12 protein-coding genes are annotated in these 15,580 nt (G+C 72.6%); 8 read left to right on the forward strand and 4 right to left on the reverse strand.

From position 1 onward, the window contains the following. The first annotated feature begins 134 nt into the window (after window positions 1-134). The 4 genes from ACFQ58_RS01665 to ACFQ58_RS01680 all read left to right on the forward strand — a co-directional run bounded on the left by ACFQ58_RS01665 (window position 135) and on the right by ACFQ58_RS01680 (window position 8,587). Window positions 135-1,955, forward strand: a complete 1,821-nt coding sequence (locus tag ACFQ58_RS01665; protein ID WP_376948896.1) for a trypsin-like serine peptidase — start codon at window positions 135-137, stop codon at window positions 1,953-1,955. Next, window positions 1,952-7,258: a DNA/RNA non-specific endonuclease gene (locus ACFQ58_RS01670; protein ID WP_376948898.1), complete on the forward strand. Its 5,307-nt coding sequence runs from the start codon at window positions 1,952-1,954 to the stop codon at window positions 7,256-7,258. Before ACFQ58_RS01665 ends, ACFQ58_RS01670 begins: the two co-directional genes overlap by 4 nt. A 135-nt stretch (window positions 7,259-7,393) precedes the next feature. After that, complete coding sequence (locus ACFQ58_RS01675; protein WP_376948900.1) at window positions 7,394-7,606, forward strand: hypothetical protein; 213 nt, start codon at window positions 7,394-7,396, stop codon at window positions 7,604-7,606. An 84-nt stretch (window positions 7,607-7,690) separates the two neighbouring features. After that, window positions 7,691-8,587, forward strand: coding sequence for a carbohydrate kinase family protein (locus ACFQ58_RS01680; RefSeq protein ID WP_376948902.1), 897 nt, complete (start codon window positions 7,691-7,693; stop codon window positions 8,585-8,587). 23 nt (window positions 8,588-8,610) lie between these two features. On the opposite strand, the gene ACFQ58_RS01685 is transcribed toward ACFQ58_RS01680, so the two are convergent. The 4 genes from ACFQ58_RS01685 to ACFQ58_RS01700 all read right to left on the reverse strand — a co-directional run bounded on the left by ACFQ58_RS01685 (window position 8,611) and on the right by ACFQ58_RS01700 (window position 12,338). Continuing rightward, window positions 8,611-9,045, reverse strand: a complete 435-nt coding sequence (locus tag ACFQ58_RS01685; protein ID WP_376948904.1) for a pyridoxamine 5'-phosphate oxidase family protein — start codon at window positions 9,043-9,045, stop codon at window positions 8,611-8,613. Continuing rightward, window positions 9,042-10,472 (reverse strand): MBL fold metallo-hydrolase RNA specificity domain-containing protein, encoded by a 1,431-nt coding sequence (locus tag ACFQ58_RS01690; RefSeq protein WP_376948906.1) that lies wholly within the window; start codon window positions 10,470-10,472, stop codon window positions 9,042-9,044. Before ACFQ58_RS01690 ends, ACFQ58_RS01685 begins: the two co-directional genes overlap by 4 nt. Before the next feature lie 4 nt (window positions 10,473-10,476). Next, the gene (locus ACFQ58_RS01695) at window positions 10,477-11,316 is read right to left on the reverse strand and encodes a universal stress protein (RefSeq protein ID WP_376948908.1); all 840 of its coding nucleotides are present in this window, start codon (window positions 11,314-11,316) and stop codon (window positions 10,477-10,479) included. A 104-nt stretch (window positions 11,317-11,420) separates the two neighbouring features. Further along, window positions 11,421-12,338 carry a DNA-3-methyladenine glycosylase family protein gene (locus ACFQ58_RS01700; protein WP_376948910.1) on the reverse strand — a complete coding sequence of 306 codons (918 nt, stop codon included), beginning with the start codon at window positions 12,336-12,338 and terminating at the stop codon, window positions 11,421-11,423. An 85-nt stretch (window positions 12,339-12,423) separates the two neighbouring features. Between ACFQ58_RS01700 and ACFQ58_RS01705 the strand changes: the two genes are divergently transcribed. From ACFQ58_RS01705 to ACFQ58_RS01720, 4 genes are all read left to right on the forward strand, one after another. Then, the gene (locus ACFQ58_RS01705) at window positions 12,424-13,551 is read left to right on the forward strand and encodes a trans-sulfuration enzyme family protein (RefSeq protein ID WP_376948912.1); all 1,128 of its coding nucleotides are present in this window, start codon (window positions 12,424-12,426) and stop codon (window positions 13,549-13,551) included. 99 nt (window positions 13,552-13,650) lie between these two features. Beyond that, on the forward strand, window positions 13,651-14,760 hold the full coding sequence (locus ACFQ58_RS01710) for an iron-containing redox enzyme family protein (protein WP_376948914.1): 1,110 nt from the start codon (window positions 13,651-13,653) through the stop codon (window positions 14,758-14,760). Continuing rightward, the gene (locus ACFQ58_RS01715; RefSeq protein ID WP_376948916.1) at window positions 14,757-15,020 is read left to right on the forward strand and encodes a CDGSH iron-sulfur domain-containing protein; all 264 of its coding nucleotides are present in this window, start codon (window positions 14,757-14,759) and stop codon (window positions 15,018-15,020) included. Before ACFQ58_RS01710 ends, ACFQ58_RS01715 begins: the two co-directional genes overlap by 4 nt. A 185-nt stretch (window positions 15,021-15,205) precedes the next feature. After that, window positions 15,206-15,523: a hypothetical protein gene (locus ACFQ58_RS01720; RefSeq protein ID WP_376948918.1), complete on the forward strand. Its 318-nt coding sequence runs from the start codon at window positions 15,206-15,208 to the stop codon at window positions 15,521-15,523. Window positions 15,524-15,580 lie beyond the last annotated feature (57 nt).

Here is a 15,580-nt window from a genome sequence, read left to right on the forward strand (position 1 = left end):
CACTGAAACGGCGAGGTGCCATCCCTGAATTTCTCTCATCTCTATTGCGTCGGTCGCCGCCGCTGCGGTATCGAAGGACATGACGGGCGCGGCCGGGCCGAGCCCACCACGAACGGCGGACCGGGGGGCCGACGATGTGGACCGACACGCAACTCGCTGACGTCTTCCGCGACGATCCATCGGCCGCGGAGCACGCACTGCAACTCATCCAGCAGGACGGGAAGCCGGCGCTGGACCTCCGCTCGCTCGAAGCGGCGGCAGCCGCGAGCGGCGTGGATCCCTCCCAGTACGCGATCGACCGGCTGGCCGAGCGCGGGCTCCGGGATCGGTTCGAGCACGCCCTCCTCGCACGCGGTATCGCACCTCCCGACCAGCAGTCGGACGGAGCCGCCGAGCTCGTGGTCGAGGACGACGAGATCGCCGGCGATCGGGTGAGCTTCGACGGGCTCGAGCAGTTCACCGCGCGTGCTCGCGCCTTCCGGTGCCGCGTGAAGGTGGACGGCCGGATCGTGGGGAGCGGCTGCCTGCTCGGTCCCGGCCTCGTGCTCACGGCCTGGCACGTGGTGGGGAGCCGGGGCGCGCGCCTCCCGGAACAGGCCGAGCCGGAGGTCCGCGTCGTCCTCTCCGACGGCACCGCGCACGAGGCCGTCATGCCACCGACCTTCAAGTCCGAGTGCGGCGACCTCGAGTGGAAGGAACGCGCACCGCGGACGGACGCCGAGGTCGAGGACCTGCACGACGTCGCGCTGCTCTCACTGCGATCCCCGGCAGCCAGGCACCTCGGAAGCGTGCCCCTCCCGACCGGTGCCGGAGACGTCGCCACCGGGTCGATGGTGCTGCTCAGCGACTTCCCGAACGGCGAGAACAAGGGACTGGGGCGGGGAACGGCCGGGAAGTTCCGCAACCTCACCGCGCGGTTGTACCACAGCGTCCCCACCGAGCCGGGCTCGTCCGGGGGCGCCTGTTTCGATGAGCACTTCGAGCTCCTCGGACTGCACCAAGGTCGCGCGCACGTCGTCCGCAACGGCAAGAAGGTCGTCGGCGGTCGGCTCGTGCCGCTGCGACTGTTCCTGGACGACGTGGCGAGCCTCGTCGCCGACGACATCGCCCCCTCTGAGATCTGGCGTCTCGACGGTCGGAGCGATCAGCTCGTGATCGGGCGGGACCTCTTCGTCCGCGCGGTCGCGGAGGCCGGGAAGCCCGACACCCGCGTGCGGGGCATCCGGGTCAAGCGCCGCCGGCCCGAGGCCGAGGACGAACGAGGGCTCGGCTACTCCCACAGCATCCTCGCCGAGCTGCTGATGCGCCGGGGCGATTCCCATCTCATGATCCCCGTGCCACTCGACGAGGAGTTGCCCGATCTCCTCGCGGACCTCGCGGTGCGGATCGGCGCGCAGGACCTGCCGTTCGTCGCACCCGTGTCTCCGCCCGGCGAGGTGGGTCCTGCCGCCGCGGAGTCCGCAGCCCACTCGCGAGCCGAGCGGCTCGCGAAGGCGGTGGACGAGGCCGCGGCCGCGGCAGGGCGCACGGTCTGGTTCTCCATCGACCAACCGTCCATCCCGCTCACCGAGATGCCGCGGCTCCAACTCGAGGCCTTCGTCGCGGCCTGCCTGAGGACGACGCGGATCCGGCTGATGATCGCCGGGCTCGAGACCGTGCAGCTGGGCGGGCTCGAGTTCTCCAGCCCGGAGGCGGCGGATCCTGCGGGACCGGTCGGACTGGTGGTCGAGTACGTGGGCGGCTTCACGCGAGCGGACGTGCTCGACTGCCTGACTCGCGCGTCCATGGAGCTCGGCAGCGCGGCCGATCCGAAGGCGATCGAGGTCGTCGTGAGCGTCGCCCTCGCGAACGGCACGCCCTTCAACGGCATCTACCCCGAGCGCGACCTTCCCGAGGCCGTCGGGATCATCCAGAACTACCTCCGAAACCTCAGCCGGCAGGGAGGCGGGACATGAACGCACCCCGTCGACGGTCGCCCGCGACGACCGCATTCACCGAGGCCGCCGCCGTCGCCGACGGGATCCGTCAGGACGTCGTCGATGCGGGCGTCGAGCGTGCTCGCCGCTACGCCGCACTGTCCGGACCCTTCGATCCCGTCCTGGCGCTGCGGAACGTCGCCGCGGGGGGTGATGTCCGCCCGGGTGAGCTGGCCGACATCGCCGCCGCACTGTCGCAGGACTGCGATCGGTCGACGGCGCGGGGCCCGGACGGGTGGCTCATGCTGGGTGCGACGCGACACCGGCTCCTCGAGGAACTCGCGGGCGCCGGCATCCTCCTGGAGTCGGTCGCGGATCGGCGGCTCGACGCGGACGATGCGTCCACGACGGACCTGCTGGATGCGATCACCGGGCAGGGGGCGTTCAGCGGAGACGCCATCCAGGCGGCGATCGACGTCGATCCGGACCGCGCGACGCTCGAGCGGATCTCCGCAGGGCTCGGGCGCGCGGGGCGAGTCGCTCCCCAGTACGCGCGGCTGCCCGAGGTGAAGGCGGCGCTCACGCGCCTCGAGCTCGTCTCGTCGGCACACGCGCCGCGACGCCGCGGACTCGTGGCGCACGAGGGGGAGGTCGAACGGATCATCCGCTGGCTCGGCAACGCCCTGGACGATGCCCGGACGAACACGCTGTACGTCGAGGGTCTCCATGGCGTCGGCAAGTCCGCGGTGCTCGAGGAGCTGGCCGCGCGACTGATCGACCCATCCGACGAATGGATCGTCGTCAGGCTCGACTTCGACCGCGCGGGACTCGACGTGCAGGACACGGTCGGCCTCACCATCGAAGTCGCCCGGCAGGTCGCGGCGCAGGTGCCCACGGCCGTGGCCGCCGACCTCACCACCGCACGGCATCGCGCAGCGGGCATGGAACCCGGGACGCCGACCCTCAAGGGCGACAGTCCGGAGGGCGTTCCGGAAGGCCTCGGGTTGGCGCTCCGCACGGCGCTGACCGAGCCCCCGCATCGGATCCTGCTGGTGCTCGACACCCTCGAGGTGCTCCGCGATCGCGGCTCGACGCATCCCGAGCGACTGTTCGCGTGGATCACGCAGCTCTCGGACCTCCTGCGAACCGACATCGCGGTCGTGGGCGCAGGACCGGGCGACGCATTGCAGGGGACCCATGCCCATGTGGGCGAGCGGATCGTCCTGCCGGGGCTCGACGACGCCGGCGCCGACCGTGTGCTGCGAGCACTCGAGGTGGATCCGACGTCGTGGGAAGCCGTGCGCGAGATCGCGCAGGGCAACCCGGTGACACTGCGGCTCGCCGCGAAGGTGGCGCGCGACCACGGGCCGGATGCCCTCCTGCGCGCCGGCGGGCGCGGCGAGATGACCGCAGCGTACCTGTACCGTTTCCTGCTCTCCCGGATCGGTGATCCGGACCTGCGTCGGCTCGCGAACCCCGGGCTCGTCGTACGCCTCGTCGACGCCGAGGTCGTGCGTTCGGTGGTGGCACCGCAGGTCGGACTGCGCGGGATGTCCGCAGCGCGTGCGGATGAGCTCTTCGAGGCACTCGCGAACGAGCACTGGCTGGTCGAGCCCGACCCGATCGCCCGTGGATTCCTGCGTCATCGTCCGGACATCCGGGCAGAACTGCTCGCACGCCTGTACGAGTCGGCCCCGGCGAAGTCGGCGCGGATCGATGCATCCGCCGCGCGGTGGTTCGGGGCTCGAACGGAGCCCTGGGCCTCGGTCGAGGCGGCGTACCACCAGCTGCAGCTCATGCGCCGACGGCCGTCGGACCCGCTCGTCGACCCGCAGGTGCTGGAGCGCCTCGAAGCCGGCGCGGTCGCGGAACTGCCGCAGGTCGCGCAGGATCTCGTCCTCCGCCGGCTCGGTGCCCGATCTGGCCGGTTCCGGGGGGCGCCCGTCGACGCGGGCACCGCCCTCGAATCGGAAGCGGCACGCGAGCTGCGGTCGATGAACGAACGGTCCGACTGGCTCGAGGGCAACGATCTCTACGATCGGTCGATCGCAGGGACGGTGTTCGACCTGCACGGGTCCGACGCCGACGCGGCCCTGACGTTCCTGTGGCGCTCAGGGCGATGGGCCGAGGCTCGGCGGCTGACCGGCGCGCAGGGAGGCTGGTCCCACGAGCCCGCTTCGCTCGTGCGCCGGCTGGACGCGGAGCGCCTCGCCACGATCTGCCGCCTCGAGATCGGCGCTGAGTTCGACTTCGACGGCGTGGTGAGGCGACTGCGCGAGGACCCGGAGCTGGCCCGGCGGCTGGCCGGCGTCGCCGCCGAGACCACGCTGACGAGCCTCGTCGGCGCCGCCCTGCGCTTCGCGCTCCTCCGTGCCGGGGTCGCCGTACCTCCTCATCGACTCGGACTGGACCTCGGCGCCGCCGCGGCCCTCCAGTGGCGGGCCACGACCGGCTCGTCCGTCGACGAGGATCGCGTCCTGCGGCAGGGCAGTGCGTCCGTCTCCCGAGCGGGAACGGATCGCCTCCTCGGCCGCACGGACCACGCCGACCTCGCCCGCAGCGACACGGCCGTGGTCTTCGCCCGCGGCTCCGCTGCGCTCAGCCCGTTCGCGGACCTCGTGGCCACGATGAGCCGGCTGCCCGCCCATGGATTCCTGCACGGCTACGCCTCCGCTGCCCAACAGCGGCTGGACATGCTCGGGAACCTGGGTCCGGCGGGATCCTGGCCATGGCGGGGCGGCCCGGCGCGCTCGCCGGCTCTGGCGCTCCAGGTGCTCGCCGACCTGGGCCTGCTCGCCGAGGTCGCCGGTGCAGCGGCGTACCTGCGCCAGGACCGCGACCTCCGGCTCGTCGCTCTCGCGGCCGAACGCTGGCGCCGCACCATCGCCGGGTCATGGGCATACGGCACGCGCGGAAGCCCGCCCGGGTGGGAACGGCGACGGCTCGACGTCTCGGTCGCCGAGCGGCTCGACGCCCTGCTCGGCGCATCCGATCCCGACGAGTCCGCCCTCAACCAGCTCGCCGCCTGGGCTCCGGATCGGCCCGGCGGACGCGAGGTCATGGACCTGCTGCGCGAGCGCTCGCCCGCCACGCTCGGAGTCGCGCAGAAGCAGATCCCGTTGCACGGCGAGCAGGGAGCAGCTGAGCTGCTCCTCCGTCGCAACATCCCGAGCGCCTTCGTCCCGGCCGTCGCGGTCCTGCTCGGCGGCACGCGCCGTGCACGACGACGAGCGCGTTCGGCTCCCCCGCCCACGAGCGGTTCGTCCCGCCGATCCCCCGCCACTCCATCGTCCATCCGAACCACCTCCGCAGAAAGGCGGACCATCATGACCGATCCACGAGACGAGGAAGCCCGGCTCGGCGGACTCCACCGCTGGCTCGAGAAGTCACCCGGGCTGCGCGAGGAGATCATGCGTCTCGCCGGGAAGGGCGGCACAGACCTGCCCGCAGGAGCGATCTCCGACTCGGCGGCCGAACGCATCCAGCGCGGCGACGAGCTCGAGAGCGTGCTGCGGGTCGACGCCCTGGAGGCGATCGTCCGGCGTGTCGGACGTCCGCCGCTCATCGTGCGCAACGACACCGTCGAGCTGGAGCCCCTGCCGGACTTCCCGACCGGAACGGACGCCCTGATCAAGGGCGTCGAGGGGAGCGTGCGCTCCGTCGGTCGGGTCGAGTTCGTCAACCACGCGATGGCGTGGGGCGGCACCGGCTGGGTGATCCACGAGGAGGGCGACTCCGCCCGCATCGTCGCCACGAACCGGCACGTCGCGAAGGTCGTCGCCCAGCGCGGGTTCGACGGCGGTGGCGTCTTCCTCCGCGCGCCGTTCACCGGCCTGCCGTACGGCGCCGAGCTCGACTTCAAGGAAGAGGTGGAGTCGAACCCCGGCGACGCTGCACCCGTGCGGGTGACGGCGATCACCTACCTCGCCGACGACGCGGCACCGGATGTCGCACTCCTGCGCATCGAGGGCGACGGCCTGCCGTCGGCGCTGCCGCTCGCGGACGCCGGGGCCGAGTCGGGGCAGCTCGTCGCGATCATCGGCTACCCGGCGTACGACTCCCGGAACGACGCATCCGACCAGGCGAAGTACTTCCGGGACCTGTACGAGGTCAAGCGCTTCGCGCCCGGCCGGGTGATGCAGGCACTCGGCGACGGCAGGGCGCTGACCCACGACAGCACGAGCCTCGGCGGCAACTCGGGCTCGCCACTGATCGGCCTGGACGACGGCCGCGTGGTCGGCCTGCACTACGCGGGCCAGTACGGCATCGCCAACAGCGCCGTCGGCGTCGACACCTTGCGTCGCCTCATCGACGGCGAGCGCCCGGCCCTGTCGGCCGGATTCGAGGCGTCGCGCGAGAATCGGGCCGGCGCCGGCATCGAGGCCGCCTCCGACGGCGCGCACCGCGCCGACTTCTTCGACGGACGTGAAGGGTACGACCCGGACTTCCTCGGCGACGGCCTCGCCGCGCCGTGGCCCGGTGCGGCCGCCGCGCTCGAGCAGGGCCTGGCTCACCCGACGGATGAGGCCGCGGGAAGGCCGTTCGAGCTCCGATACACGCACTTCGGCGTGAAGTACCACCTCGCCCGCAGGCAGCCGCTCATCACCGCAGTCAATATCGACGGCGAGCACACCGTGCGCATCAAGCGCGAAGGCGACAAGTGGTTCCGCGACGAGCGCATCCCGCTCGAGTCGCAGTTGGGCCGGGAGGACTACGGCGATCCCGAGATCGACCGCGGCCACATGGTCCGACGCGAGGACCCGAACTGGGATTCCGAGGCGAGCGGCCCGACGGATGTCACGCCGCGGGCGCGTCTGGCCAACGACGACACGTTCCACTACACGAACTCCGCGCTCCAGCACTCGCGCATGAACCAGGGCAAGCAGCTCTGGCAGGGCCTCGAGAACTACATCCTCGACAGTGCGCGCACCGAGGGCTTCAAGGCGTGCGTGTTCACCGGCCCCATCTTCCGCGACGACGATCCGATGCTCGCCGCGGGACTGCCGGTGCCGCAGGAGTTCTGGAAGCTCGTGGTCATGCCGGCGACGACGGATGGCGCCGGCCAGCGGCTGCACGCGACGGCCTACCTGCTCAGCCAGGGCGAGCTGATCCGCGACCTGCTGCAGAAGCGCTCCCGGGTCGAGGGGCTCGAGGGATTCGTGCTCGGCCCGTATCGCACCTTCCAGATCGCGATCGCCGACCTCGCCGAAGCGACGGGCATGGACCTCACCCGCTACGTGCCGTTCGACCCGCTCGCGCGCACCGAGGTCGGCACCGAGGCGATCGAGTCGGGTGAACCGCTGTTCGTGCCGCTGGGCACGCTCGATCAGATCGTGACTTGACGTCGGGGGCGGGGGGCGGATGCCGCAGCACTGGGGGGCACGCGGCATCCGCCCCTGTCAACGCCTCGCAGGATGTCGCGCGCTGCGGCATCATCGGCCGTGACGCCCACCGCGGCGCCGCTGGAGGGAGGAACCATGGCCGACACATCCGGAACGCAGGACGCCCCGATCGAGGAGGGCGCCACCGAGGCCACTCGCGCCGAGCAGATCCGGGGGATCCTCGACCAGGTGCGCGCCGACGTCCGCCTCGGGCACGCGCACGACGAGGCCGCACTCCTGCGGCAGCGACTCGCCGATGCCGGCATCGCCGTGAGCGAGGCCGAGCTCGAGCAGTTCATCGACCGCTGACTCGGGGTCGGCTGCGAATCGGCGCGGCCGCGACATCCACGGCAGGATGGAATCGCCGCGACGTGCGCGGCGGATGGAGGCGGCGTGGTCGGCAAGGTGGTCATCTCGGGTCCCGCGTCGTGGAATCGGATCGTGCTGCTCGAGCACCTGCCCGAGCCCGTGCCGCACATGCAGTTCGCGCTCGGCGACCACGAGACGGTCGGCGGCACGTCGGCGGGCAAGGCCCTCGGGCTCGCCGCGCTCGGTCGCGAGGTCGAGCTGTTCACGCTCACCGGGCCCGACGCCGACGGCGATCGGCTGCGCGACGTCCTCGGCCGCGTACCGGGACTCGGCCTGCACGCGATCGACGGCGGCCGCACCGAGCGCCACCTCAACCTCATGACGCCCATCGGCGAGCGCGTGTCGCTGTACCTGTCGACGCCCGACGATCGACCGACCCGCGACGACGCGCGGCTCGTGGCCGAGATGGAGACCGCTGCGGCGATCGTGCTCGACCTCTCGGAGCGCTCCCGGCGGATGATCCCCGACGCGCGCGCGAGCGGGCGGCCGATCTGGACCGACGTGCACGACTACGACGGCACCGCCGAGTTCCACCGGCCCTTCCTCGACGCGGCCGAGGCGATCTTCATGAACGCCGACCGCATCGGCGGCGATCCCCTGCCGTTCATGCGCCACCGTATCGACGAGGGTGCGCGGCTCGTGGTCTGCACGCTCGGCGCCGAGGGTGCCGTGGCGGTCGTCGCGCTCGAGGGCGGCGGGATGTCGGAGCATCGCGTGGGCGCGGTCCCGGTCGAGGTGCTCGACACCAACGGCGCCGGCGACGCGTTCATGGCGGCGGTGCTGCACGCGACCCTCGACGGTGCCGGGATCGACGCGGCGCTCGAGCTCGGCGCGCAGCAGGCCGCGGCCGTGCTGGCGACGCCGCACCTGCACCCGTCGCTCGACAAGCTGCTGGAGCCGGACGCCTCGATGGCCGAGTAGCCGCGCAGCGGCGTATCGGGACCCTAGGGCGCGCTCGGCGCCCGCTTGAACGTGCGGCCGCCGACCGCGGTCGTCTCGATGCGCACCCACCGGTCCTTGGCCTCGGGCGCCCACGGCGTCACGCCGAGGCCCTCGACGCGCTGGATCTCGCTTTCGCGCTGCAGTTCGCGCGCGCGGCCCTTGAGCACCACGCTGTACGCCTCCTCATCGGAGTACCCGTCGACCTCGAACGCGACGTTCGCGTGGATCGTGAGCTCGAGCAGCTTCGTGCCCGGCGACGTGCGGAACACGATGGCCTTGCCGTCGGGTCCCTCGTCGACGCGGTGGTTCACGGGGAAGATGTCGACCTCGCCGGCCGCGGACACCGCGATGCGGCCGAAGGGCGCGTCTGCGATGAGGCGCCAGCACTCCTCCTCGGTGAGCTCGCGCGTAGGCGGGCGGTCGTCGGCTCCGTTCATGGGGTCCTCCTCGTTCCGGTTCGGGCGGTGGTCGGGACGGCGAGCACCGGGTCCTCGCGGCCGCCGAGCGGCACGCGCTCGGAATGGTCGGGCACGCGCACGTCCCAGCCGAGCTGGCGCGTGATGCGCAGGCGCAGCGCGTCGGCGGCGTTCGGCTCGCCGTGCGTGACGTACGTCGCCGCCGGTGCCGACGATCCCGTACGCAGCCACTCCATCAACTCGTCGGCGTCGGGGTGCGCCGACATGCCGTCGATCGGGACGACCTCGGCGCGGATCGGCACGTCCTCGCCGAAGATCCGGAGCACGCGCTCGCCTGCCATGAGCCGGGCACCCCGGGTGCCGCCCGCCTGGAAGCCCGTGAGCGCGATCGCGTTGCGCGGGTCGGGTCCGTACTCCCTGAGGTGGTGCAGGATGCGCCCGCCCGTCAGCATGCCGCTGGCCGAGATGATCACCATCGGCCCGCCGCGCAGGTTGAGCAGCTTCGAGTCGTCGACGGTGGTCACGCGGGTGGCGAGCCGGTACATCCGCGCCAGCTCGTCGCGCTCGAGCCGGTGCTCCGCGGGGTACCGCTCGTAGATCGCCGCGACGTCGACCGCCATCGGGCTGTTGAGGTAGATGGGCACGGCCGGGAGGAGTCCCCGGTCGCGCAGGCGCGAGAGGTGCAGGAGCACGGTCTCGGTGCGCCCCACGGCGAACGCCGGGATGAGCACGACGCCACCCTTGTGCGTGACGCGGCGGATGACGTCGCCGAGCCGGTCGGCCGGATCCTCGGCGGAGTGCAACCGGTCGCCGTACGTCGACTCCGTCACGAGGAGGTCGCACGGTTCGAGCGGCGCGGGCGCGCGCATGAGCGGGTCGGATGCGCGACCCAGGTCGCCCGTGAAGTGCAGCTGCGCGACATCCGTCTTCAGCCGCACCTGCGCCGCGCCGAGGATGTGCCCGGCGCGCACCAGCCGTGCCTCGACGCCGGGCGCGACCTCGCGACGCTCGTCGAAGTCGAGCTCGCTGAACCGGGGCAGTGTCGCGCGCACGTCCTCGGAGGTGTAGACCGGCTGCGGGTCGGCGTGCTTCGACCAGTGGCGGGATGCCGCGTGCCGCGCCTCCTCCTCGATGAGGTACGCGCTGTCGGACAGCATGATCCGGCACAGCTCGACGGTGCCCGGCGTGGCCCAGATGCGGCCCTGGAAGCCGTCGCGGACGAGCGCCGGCAGGTAGCCGGAGTGGTCGAGGTGCGCGTGCGACAGCACGACGGCGTCGATCGTCTCGGGCGCGACCGGGAACGCGCGGCGGTTGCGCTCGCGGAGCACCTTGTAGCCCTGGAAGAGGCCGCAGTCGACCAGGACGCGCGTGCCGTTCGCCTCGAGCAGGTATCGCGACCCGGTGACCGTGTCGGCCGCGCCCAGGAACCGGAGGCTCTCCTGGCTCATGGCGTCACTCGACGTCGCTGACGACGATGACCGGACCCGCGGCGGTGAGGAGCAGGTCGTGGCTGACCGAGCCGAGCAGGAATCGCGCCATCCCGCCGGTCGCATGGCTGCCGACGACGACGACGCTCGCATGCTCGCTGAGCTCGGCGAGCACGGGTGCGGGGCCGCCGCGTTCGAGCCTGCCGGATGGCTCGGCGCCATGTGTGCGCGCGTACTCGACGGCGTCGTCGAGCACGTCGCGGCGCATCTGCTCCATCATCTCGACGTCGCCGAGGTATTCCACGTATGCGGAGTTCCAGCTCGTCGGCACGACCCAGGCGTGCACGAGCTGGAGCTTCTGGCCGGTGCGCGCGGCGTGCTCGGCGCCGACGCGGATCGCCGCCATCGACTCGAGCGAGCCGTCGACCCCGACGACGACGGTCGACCGTTGCGACGCGTCCCACTCCGGCGGGATGACGGCGACGGAGCCCTTGCCCCGCCGCCCGGCGAGGCGCGCACCGAGCGTCCACGCCGTCTCGCGGCCGTGCGCCGAGGTGCCGACGACGACGAGCGTGTCGTGGTCGAGGCGCCCGCCGAGCTCCTTCTCGGGGCGGCCGTGGACGGTGGAGGTCGTGACCGTCCGCCCGGGATGCTCGGCGCGCACGGCGTCGGCGCGCTCCATGAGGTCGACCCGCGCAGCGGGCAGGTCGCCCGTCGCGCGGAGGTACTCGCTCGACTCGTCGGCGCCGGGGATGACGTGGATGAGCGCGACCGACGCGTCGCCTCCGTGCTCGAGCGCCCATCGCAACGCCGCCTCGGCGTTCGGCGAGCCGTCCCAGCCGACCACGATCCGCGTGAACACCACGACCACCCTTCGTCAGCCGCCTCGTCGGCGGGCCCACTGCCAGCCTCTCGGACCGGGCCCGCGGATGCCGGGCCGAAGGTCACTCGACAGGCCCTGGCCGCGAGTCAGTGGGCCGTGTGGTCGACGAACGCCATGCGCGCGCCTCGCCGCGGCCGGCCGCGCAGCCCCGCCGCCATGAGCAGCCGGATGACGCGATACCGCTGCCCCGTCCAAGGAGCGAGTGCCTCGAGCATCTCGTCGTCGCTCATGTCGCGGCCGTGCAGGGCATGCCCGACGTAGTTCGCGAGGTGGTAGTCGCCGACCGAGACCGCGTCGGGGTCGCCGAGCGCGCGCTGCGCCACTTCGGCGGCCGTCCAGGCGCCGATGCCGGCGAAGTACGTGAGGCGCGCGGTCGCCTCGTCGCGCGGCAGGTCGGCCGCCTCCTCGATGCGGTCGGCGTAGCCCGCGACGCGCTGGACGGTCGCGGCGCGCTTCGGGTCGACGCCCGCGCGGTGCCATTCCCAGACCGGAATGGCGCGCCATCCGCTCGCCGACGGCACGACCCGCATGGGCCGGGGCACCGGCCCCGGCGCCGCCGACCCGAATCTCAGGACGAGCTTGCGCCACGAGGCGTGCGCCTGCAGCGTGATGACCTTCTGCTCGAGGATCGCCGGCACGAGCGACTCCATGACGCGCGCCGTGCGCGGCACGCGGAGACCGGGGTTGCGGCGGTGCGCGTCGTCGAGCACGTCGACGCCGGTGCGGAAGCCGTTCGTGTCGTCGCGCTCGCCGAGCATCGACGGCGCGGCTGTGATCGCCGCCTCGGCGCCGGGCCCCCAGGCCTCGACGTGCACGAGGTCGGGCCCGCGCTGGATGACGCGCAGCGTCGCCGCTCCCGCATCCGTCAGGGTCGTTCGCCACACCGCGCCGTCGGCCCCGAGCACGAACGTGGGGTCGCCCGGCCCGCGCCGCAGCACCCCGATCGTCTGCACGACGTGCGTCTCATGCGGAGCACGCCAGTCGAGCGCGAGATCGGGGGTCACCCCTCCAGTGTGCGCCCTCCCGCCGTCACCCGCCGCCGTGGCCTGCGAGGATCGAGGGACCGCCCGCGAACCGAGGAGCACCACCATGACCGCCGAGCACGAGGCATCCGCCGGCCACGAGACCCACGACGAGCACCCAGGGTTGCACCCCGACACGCTCGCGGTGCACGTCGGCCGGCCGAGCCGCGACCCCGATGCCCCGATGAGCACGCCGGTGCACCTGGCGTCGACGTACCACGCGGGCGGGCCCGCGGCGTACGGGCGGTACGGCAATCCGTCGTGGGAGGCGTTCGAGGCCGCGCTCGGCGCGCTCGAGGGCGGGCGGTGCGTGTCGTTCGCGTCGGGGATGGCCGCGATCTCGGCGGTGCTCGACCTGGTGCCGACGGGCGGCACGGTGGTCGCGCCGCGCCACTCGTACACGGGCACCATCGGCCTGCTCGACGACCTCGCCGCCTCCCGGAACGCCACGGTGCGGCTCGTCGACGTCGTCGACACTGCGGCGGTGGTGGATGCCGCGCAGGGCGCCGACCTCGTCTGGATCGAGTCGCCCACCAACCCCGCGCTCGAGGTGGCAAACCTCCGCGCGATCGGGCATGCAGCGAGGGCTGCGGGCGCGCGCTTCGCCGTCGACAACACGTTCGCGACACCGCTCCTGCAGCGTCCGCTCGAGGACGGCGCCGACCTCGTCGTCCACTCCGCCACCAAGTCGATCTCGGGCCACAGCGACGTCATCATGGGTGCCGTGGTCGCGCGCGACGAGGCACTGCGCGACCGCATCGAAGGTCGCCGACGCCTGCACGGCGCCATCCCGGGCCCGATGGAGAGCTTCCTGGCACTGCGCGGGCTGCGTACCCTGCCCGTCCGACTCGAGCGGGCGCAGGCCACCGCGCAGGCGCTCGTCGAACGCCTGGCCGGGCACCCCGCGCTCGAGGAGGTCCGCTACCCCGGCTTCGGCGCGATCATCTCGATCGTCGTCGCGGGCGGGGCGGATGCCGCGGAGCGGGTCGCCGAGGCGACCCGGGTGTGGGTGCACTCCACGAGCCTCGGGGGCGTCGAGTCCCAGCTCGAGCGACGCCGCCGCTGGGCCGCCGAGGCGCCGACCATTCCCGATGGACTCGTGCGCCTCTCCGTGGGCCTCGAGCACGTCGACGACCTCGCACGCGACCTCGAGCAGGCGCTCGCGACCGTCGAGCCGCACCTCGCGACGGGCTGACCGAGGGTCGGACGTCGGGCCTTCGACGGTCAAGCCCCTGCCGTTCAGGCGCGCTGGGACTAGCGTGAAGGGAAGGCGGAACGCGAGGAGGCACCAACCGTGACGTTGACCGACGCTCCGATCCCGGTCGAGCCCGAGGGGCACCGTTCGGCCGAACCCGCCACGACGGAGCACGACGACGACAGCCTCGACCCGATGCGACCCATGGCGACCCCCGAGCCGCGCGGGCCGCTCAGCGCGGCACTCATCCGGCTCATGCGGCACACCCGGCTCGCCGGGCTCGACCTCGTCGAGGCGAGCGCGACGGGCGCCCTCGCGCGCGCGAAGGACGTGCTCGACGACGACGACATCCAGCTCGCGCTGTTCCTGCTCTACGAGCTCCACTACGGCGGCGTCGAGGGCGTTCCAGACGCATGGGAGTGGGAACCCCGCCTGCTCAAGGTGCGGCTCGACCTCGAGCGCGCGTTCGAGCTCGCGCTCCGTCGCACCGTGCCGCAGCCGTCGGCCACGCGCGGTGTGCCCGAGGCGCTCGTCGAGCTCGTCTCGCGCGACGACTCCCCCGGCCTGTCGGCGTGGATCGAGACCGACGGGACCGAGGACCAGGTGCGTGAGGTGCTCGCCTGCCGCAGCATCTACACCCTGAAGGAGGCCGACCCGCACACGTGGGCGATCCCGCGCCTGCACGGCCGGGCCAAGGTCGCGCTCGTCGAGATCCAGGCCGACGAGTACGGGGGCGGCCGACCCGAGCGCCAGCACGCAGAGCTCTTCGCCGCCGCACTGCGGGCCGCGGGCCTCGACGACCGCTACGGCGCCTACGCCGATCACGTGCCGGCGCGCGCGTTCACGTCGATGAACCTCATGTCGCTCTTCGGCCTGCACCGTCGGTGGCGGGGCGCCATCGTCGGCCACCTCGCCGCCTACGAGATGACCTCGACGCAGCCGTGCCGAGCCTACGCACGCGGCCTGCGGCGCCTCGGCTTCGCGCAGGACGTGGTCGAGTACTTCGACGAGCACGTCGAGGCCGACGCCGTGCACGAGCAGCTCGCCGCACGCGACCTCGCCGGTGGACTCGCCGAGACCGAGCCGGCGCTCATCGACGACCTGCTGTTCGGCGCCTCGGCCTGCCTCACCATCGACGGGCGGTTCTGGGGCGGCGTCCGTGCCGCGTTCGAACGCGGTGAGTCGGCGCTCCGGATGCCAGTGCCATGACCGAGACCACGATCACGGCGTGCCCCGACGGACCGCTGATCGTGCGTGGCCCGATCGAGCTCGTCGACGAGCACGGGAACGCGATCGAACGACGCCGCCGGACCATCGCCCTCTGCCGATGCGGCGCATCCGGCATCCGGCCGTTCTGCGACGGATCGCACCGGCTCATCGGATTCCGCACGGTACCGCCGGCCCGGACGCCCGCCGTGCTGCTGGCCGAGCCGGAGGCGGACGACGAGCCGGATGCCGCCTCGGCGTGAGCCGGATCGAGGTGTCTTCGCCCGCGGTCAACCCCATGGTCCGATCGGAGTCGCGCGCCTAGCGTGGGGATGGTGAGCGGAACCGTGAGCGACACCGTGAGCGACACGGAGCAGGCGATCGGTCGGTCGCCGGCGCCGGACGACATGATCGCGTTCCTCCGCAGCGAGCGGAAGTGAGAGAGACCATGGGAACGCTCTACTACAGTGCGGCGCAGTATCCGATCCGGATCGACGACGACACGCTCGCCAGCCTGAAGGTCGTGCTCGAACGGCGGCTCGAGGCAGGGCTCGGAATGACGCTCTCCTGGTCGGAGGCCGGTTTCGGCCGATCGAGCGTGTGGCTGCATCCCACCATCCCGATCCGGCTGCACGTCGACGATGCCGTCTCGCAGACCGCGGCGCAGGATGACGTCGACGCGATGATGCTCGAGGTCGAGCAGTCGGGCGGCATCGTCCTTCCGGATGGTCAGGAGGCGTGGATGGGCGAGGTCGAGCGCGGCTGAGCGTCGCGCTGATCGAGTGACCTTCGACCCGGGCTCCGCCGGTCGCCGTGCGGAACG

The sequence above is a fragment of the Agromyces sp. NPDC056523 genome (genome assembly GCF_042794545.1).
Taxonomy (GTDB): domain Bacteria; phylum Actinomycetota; class Actinomycetes; order Actinomycetales; family Microbacteriaceae; genus Agromyces.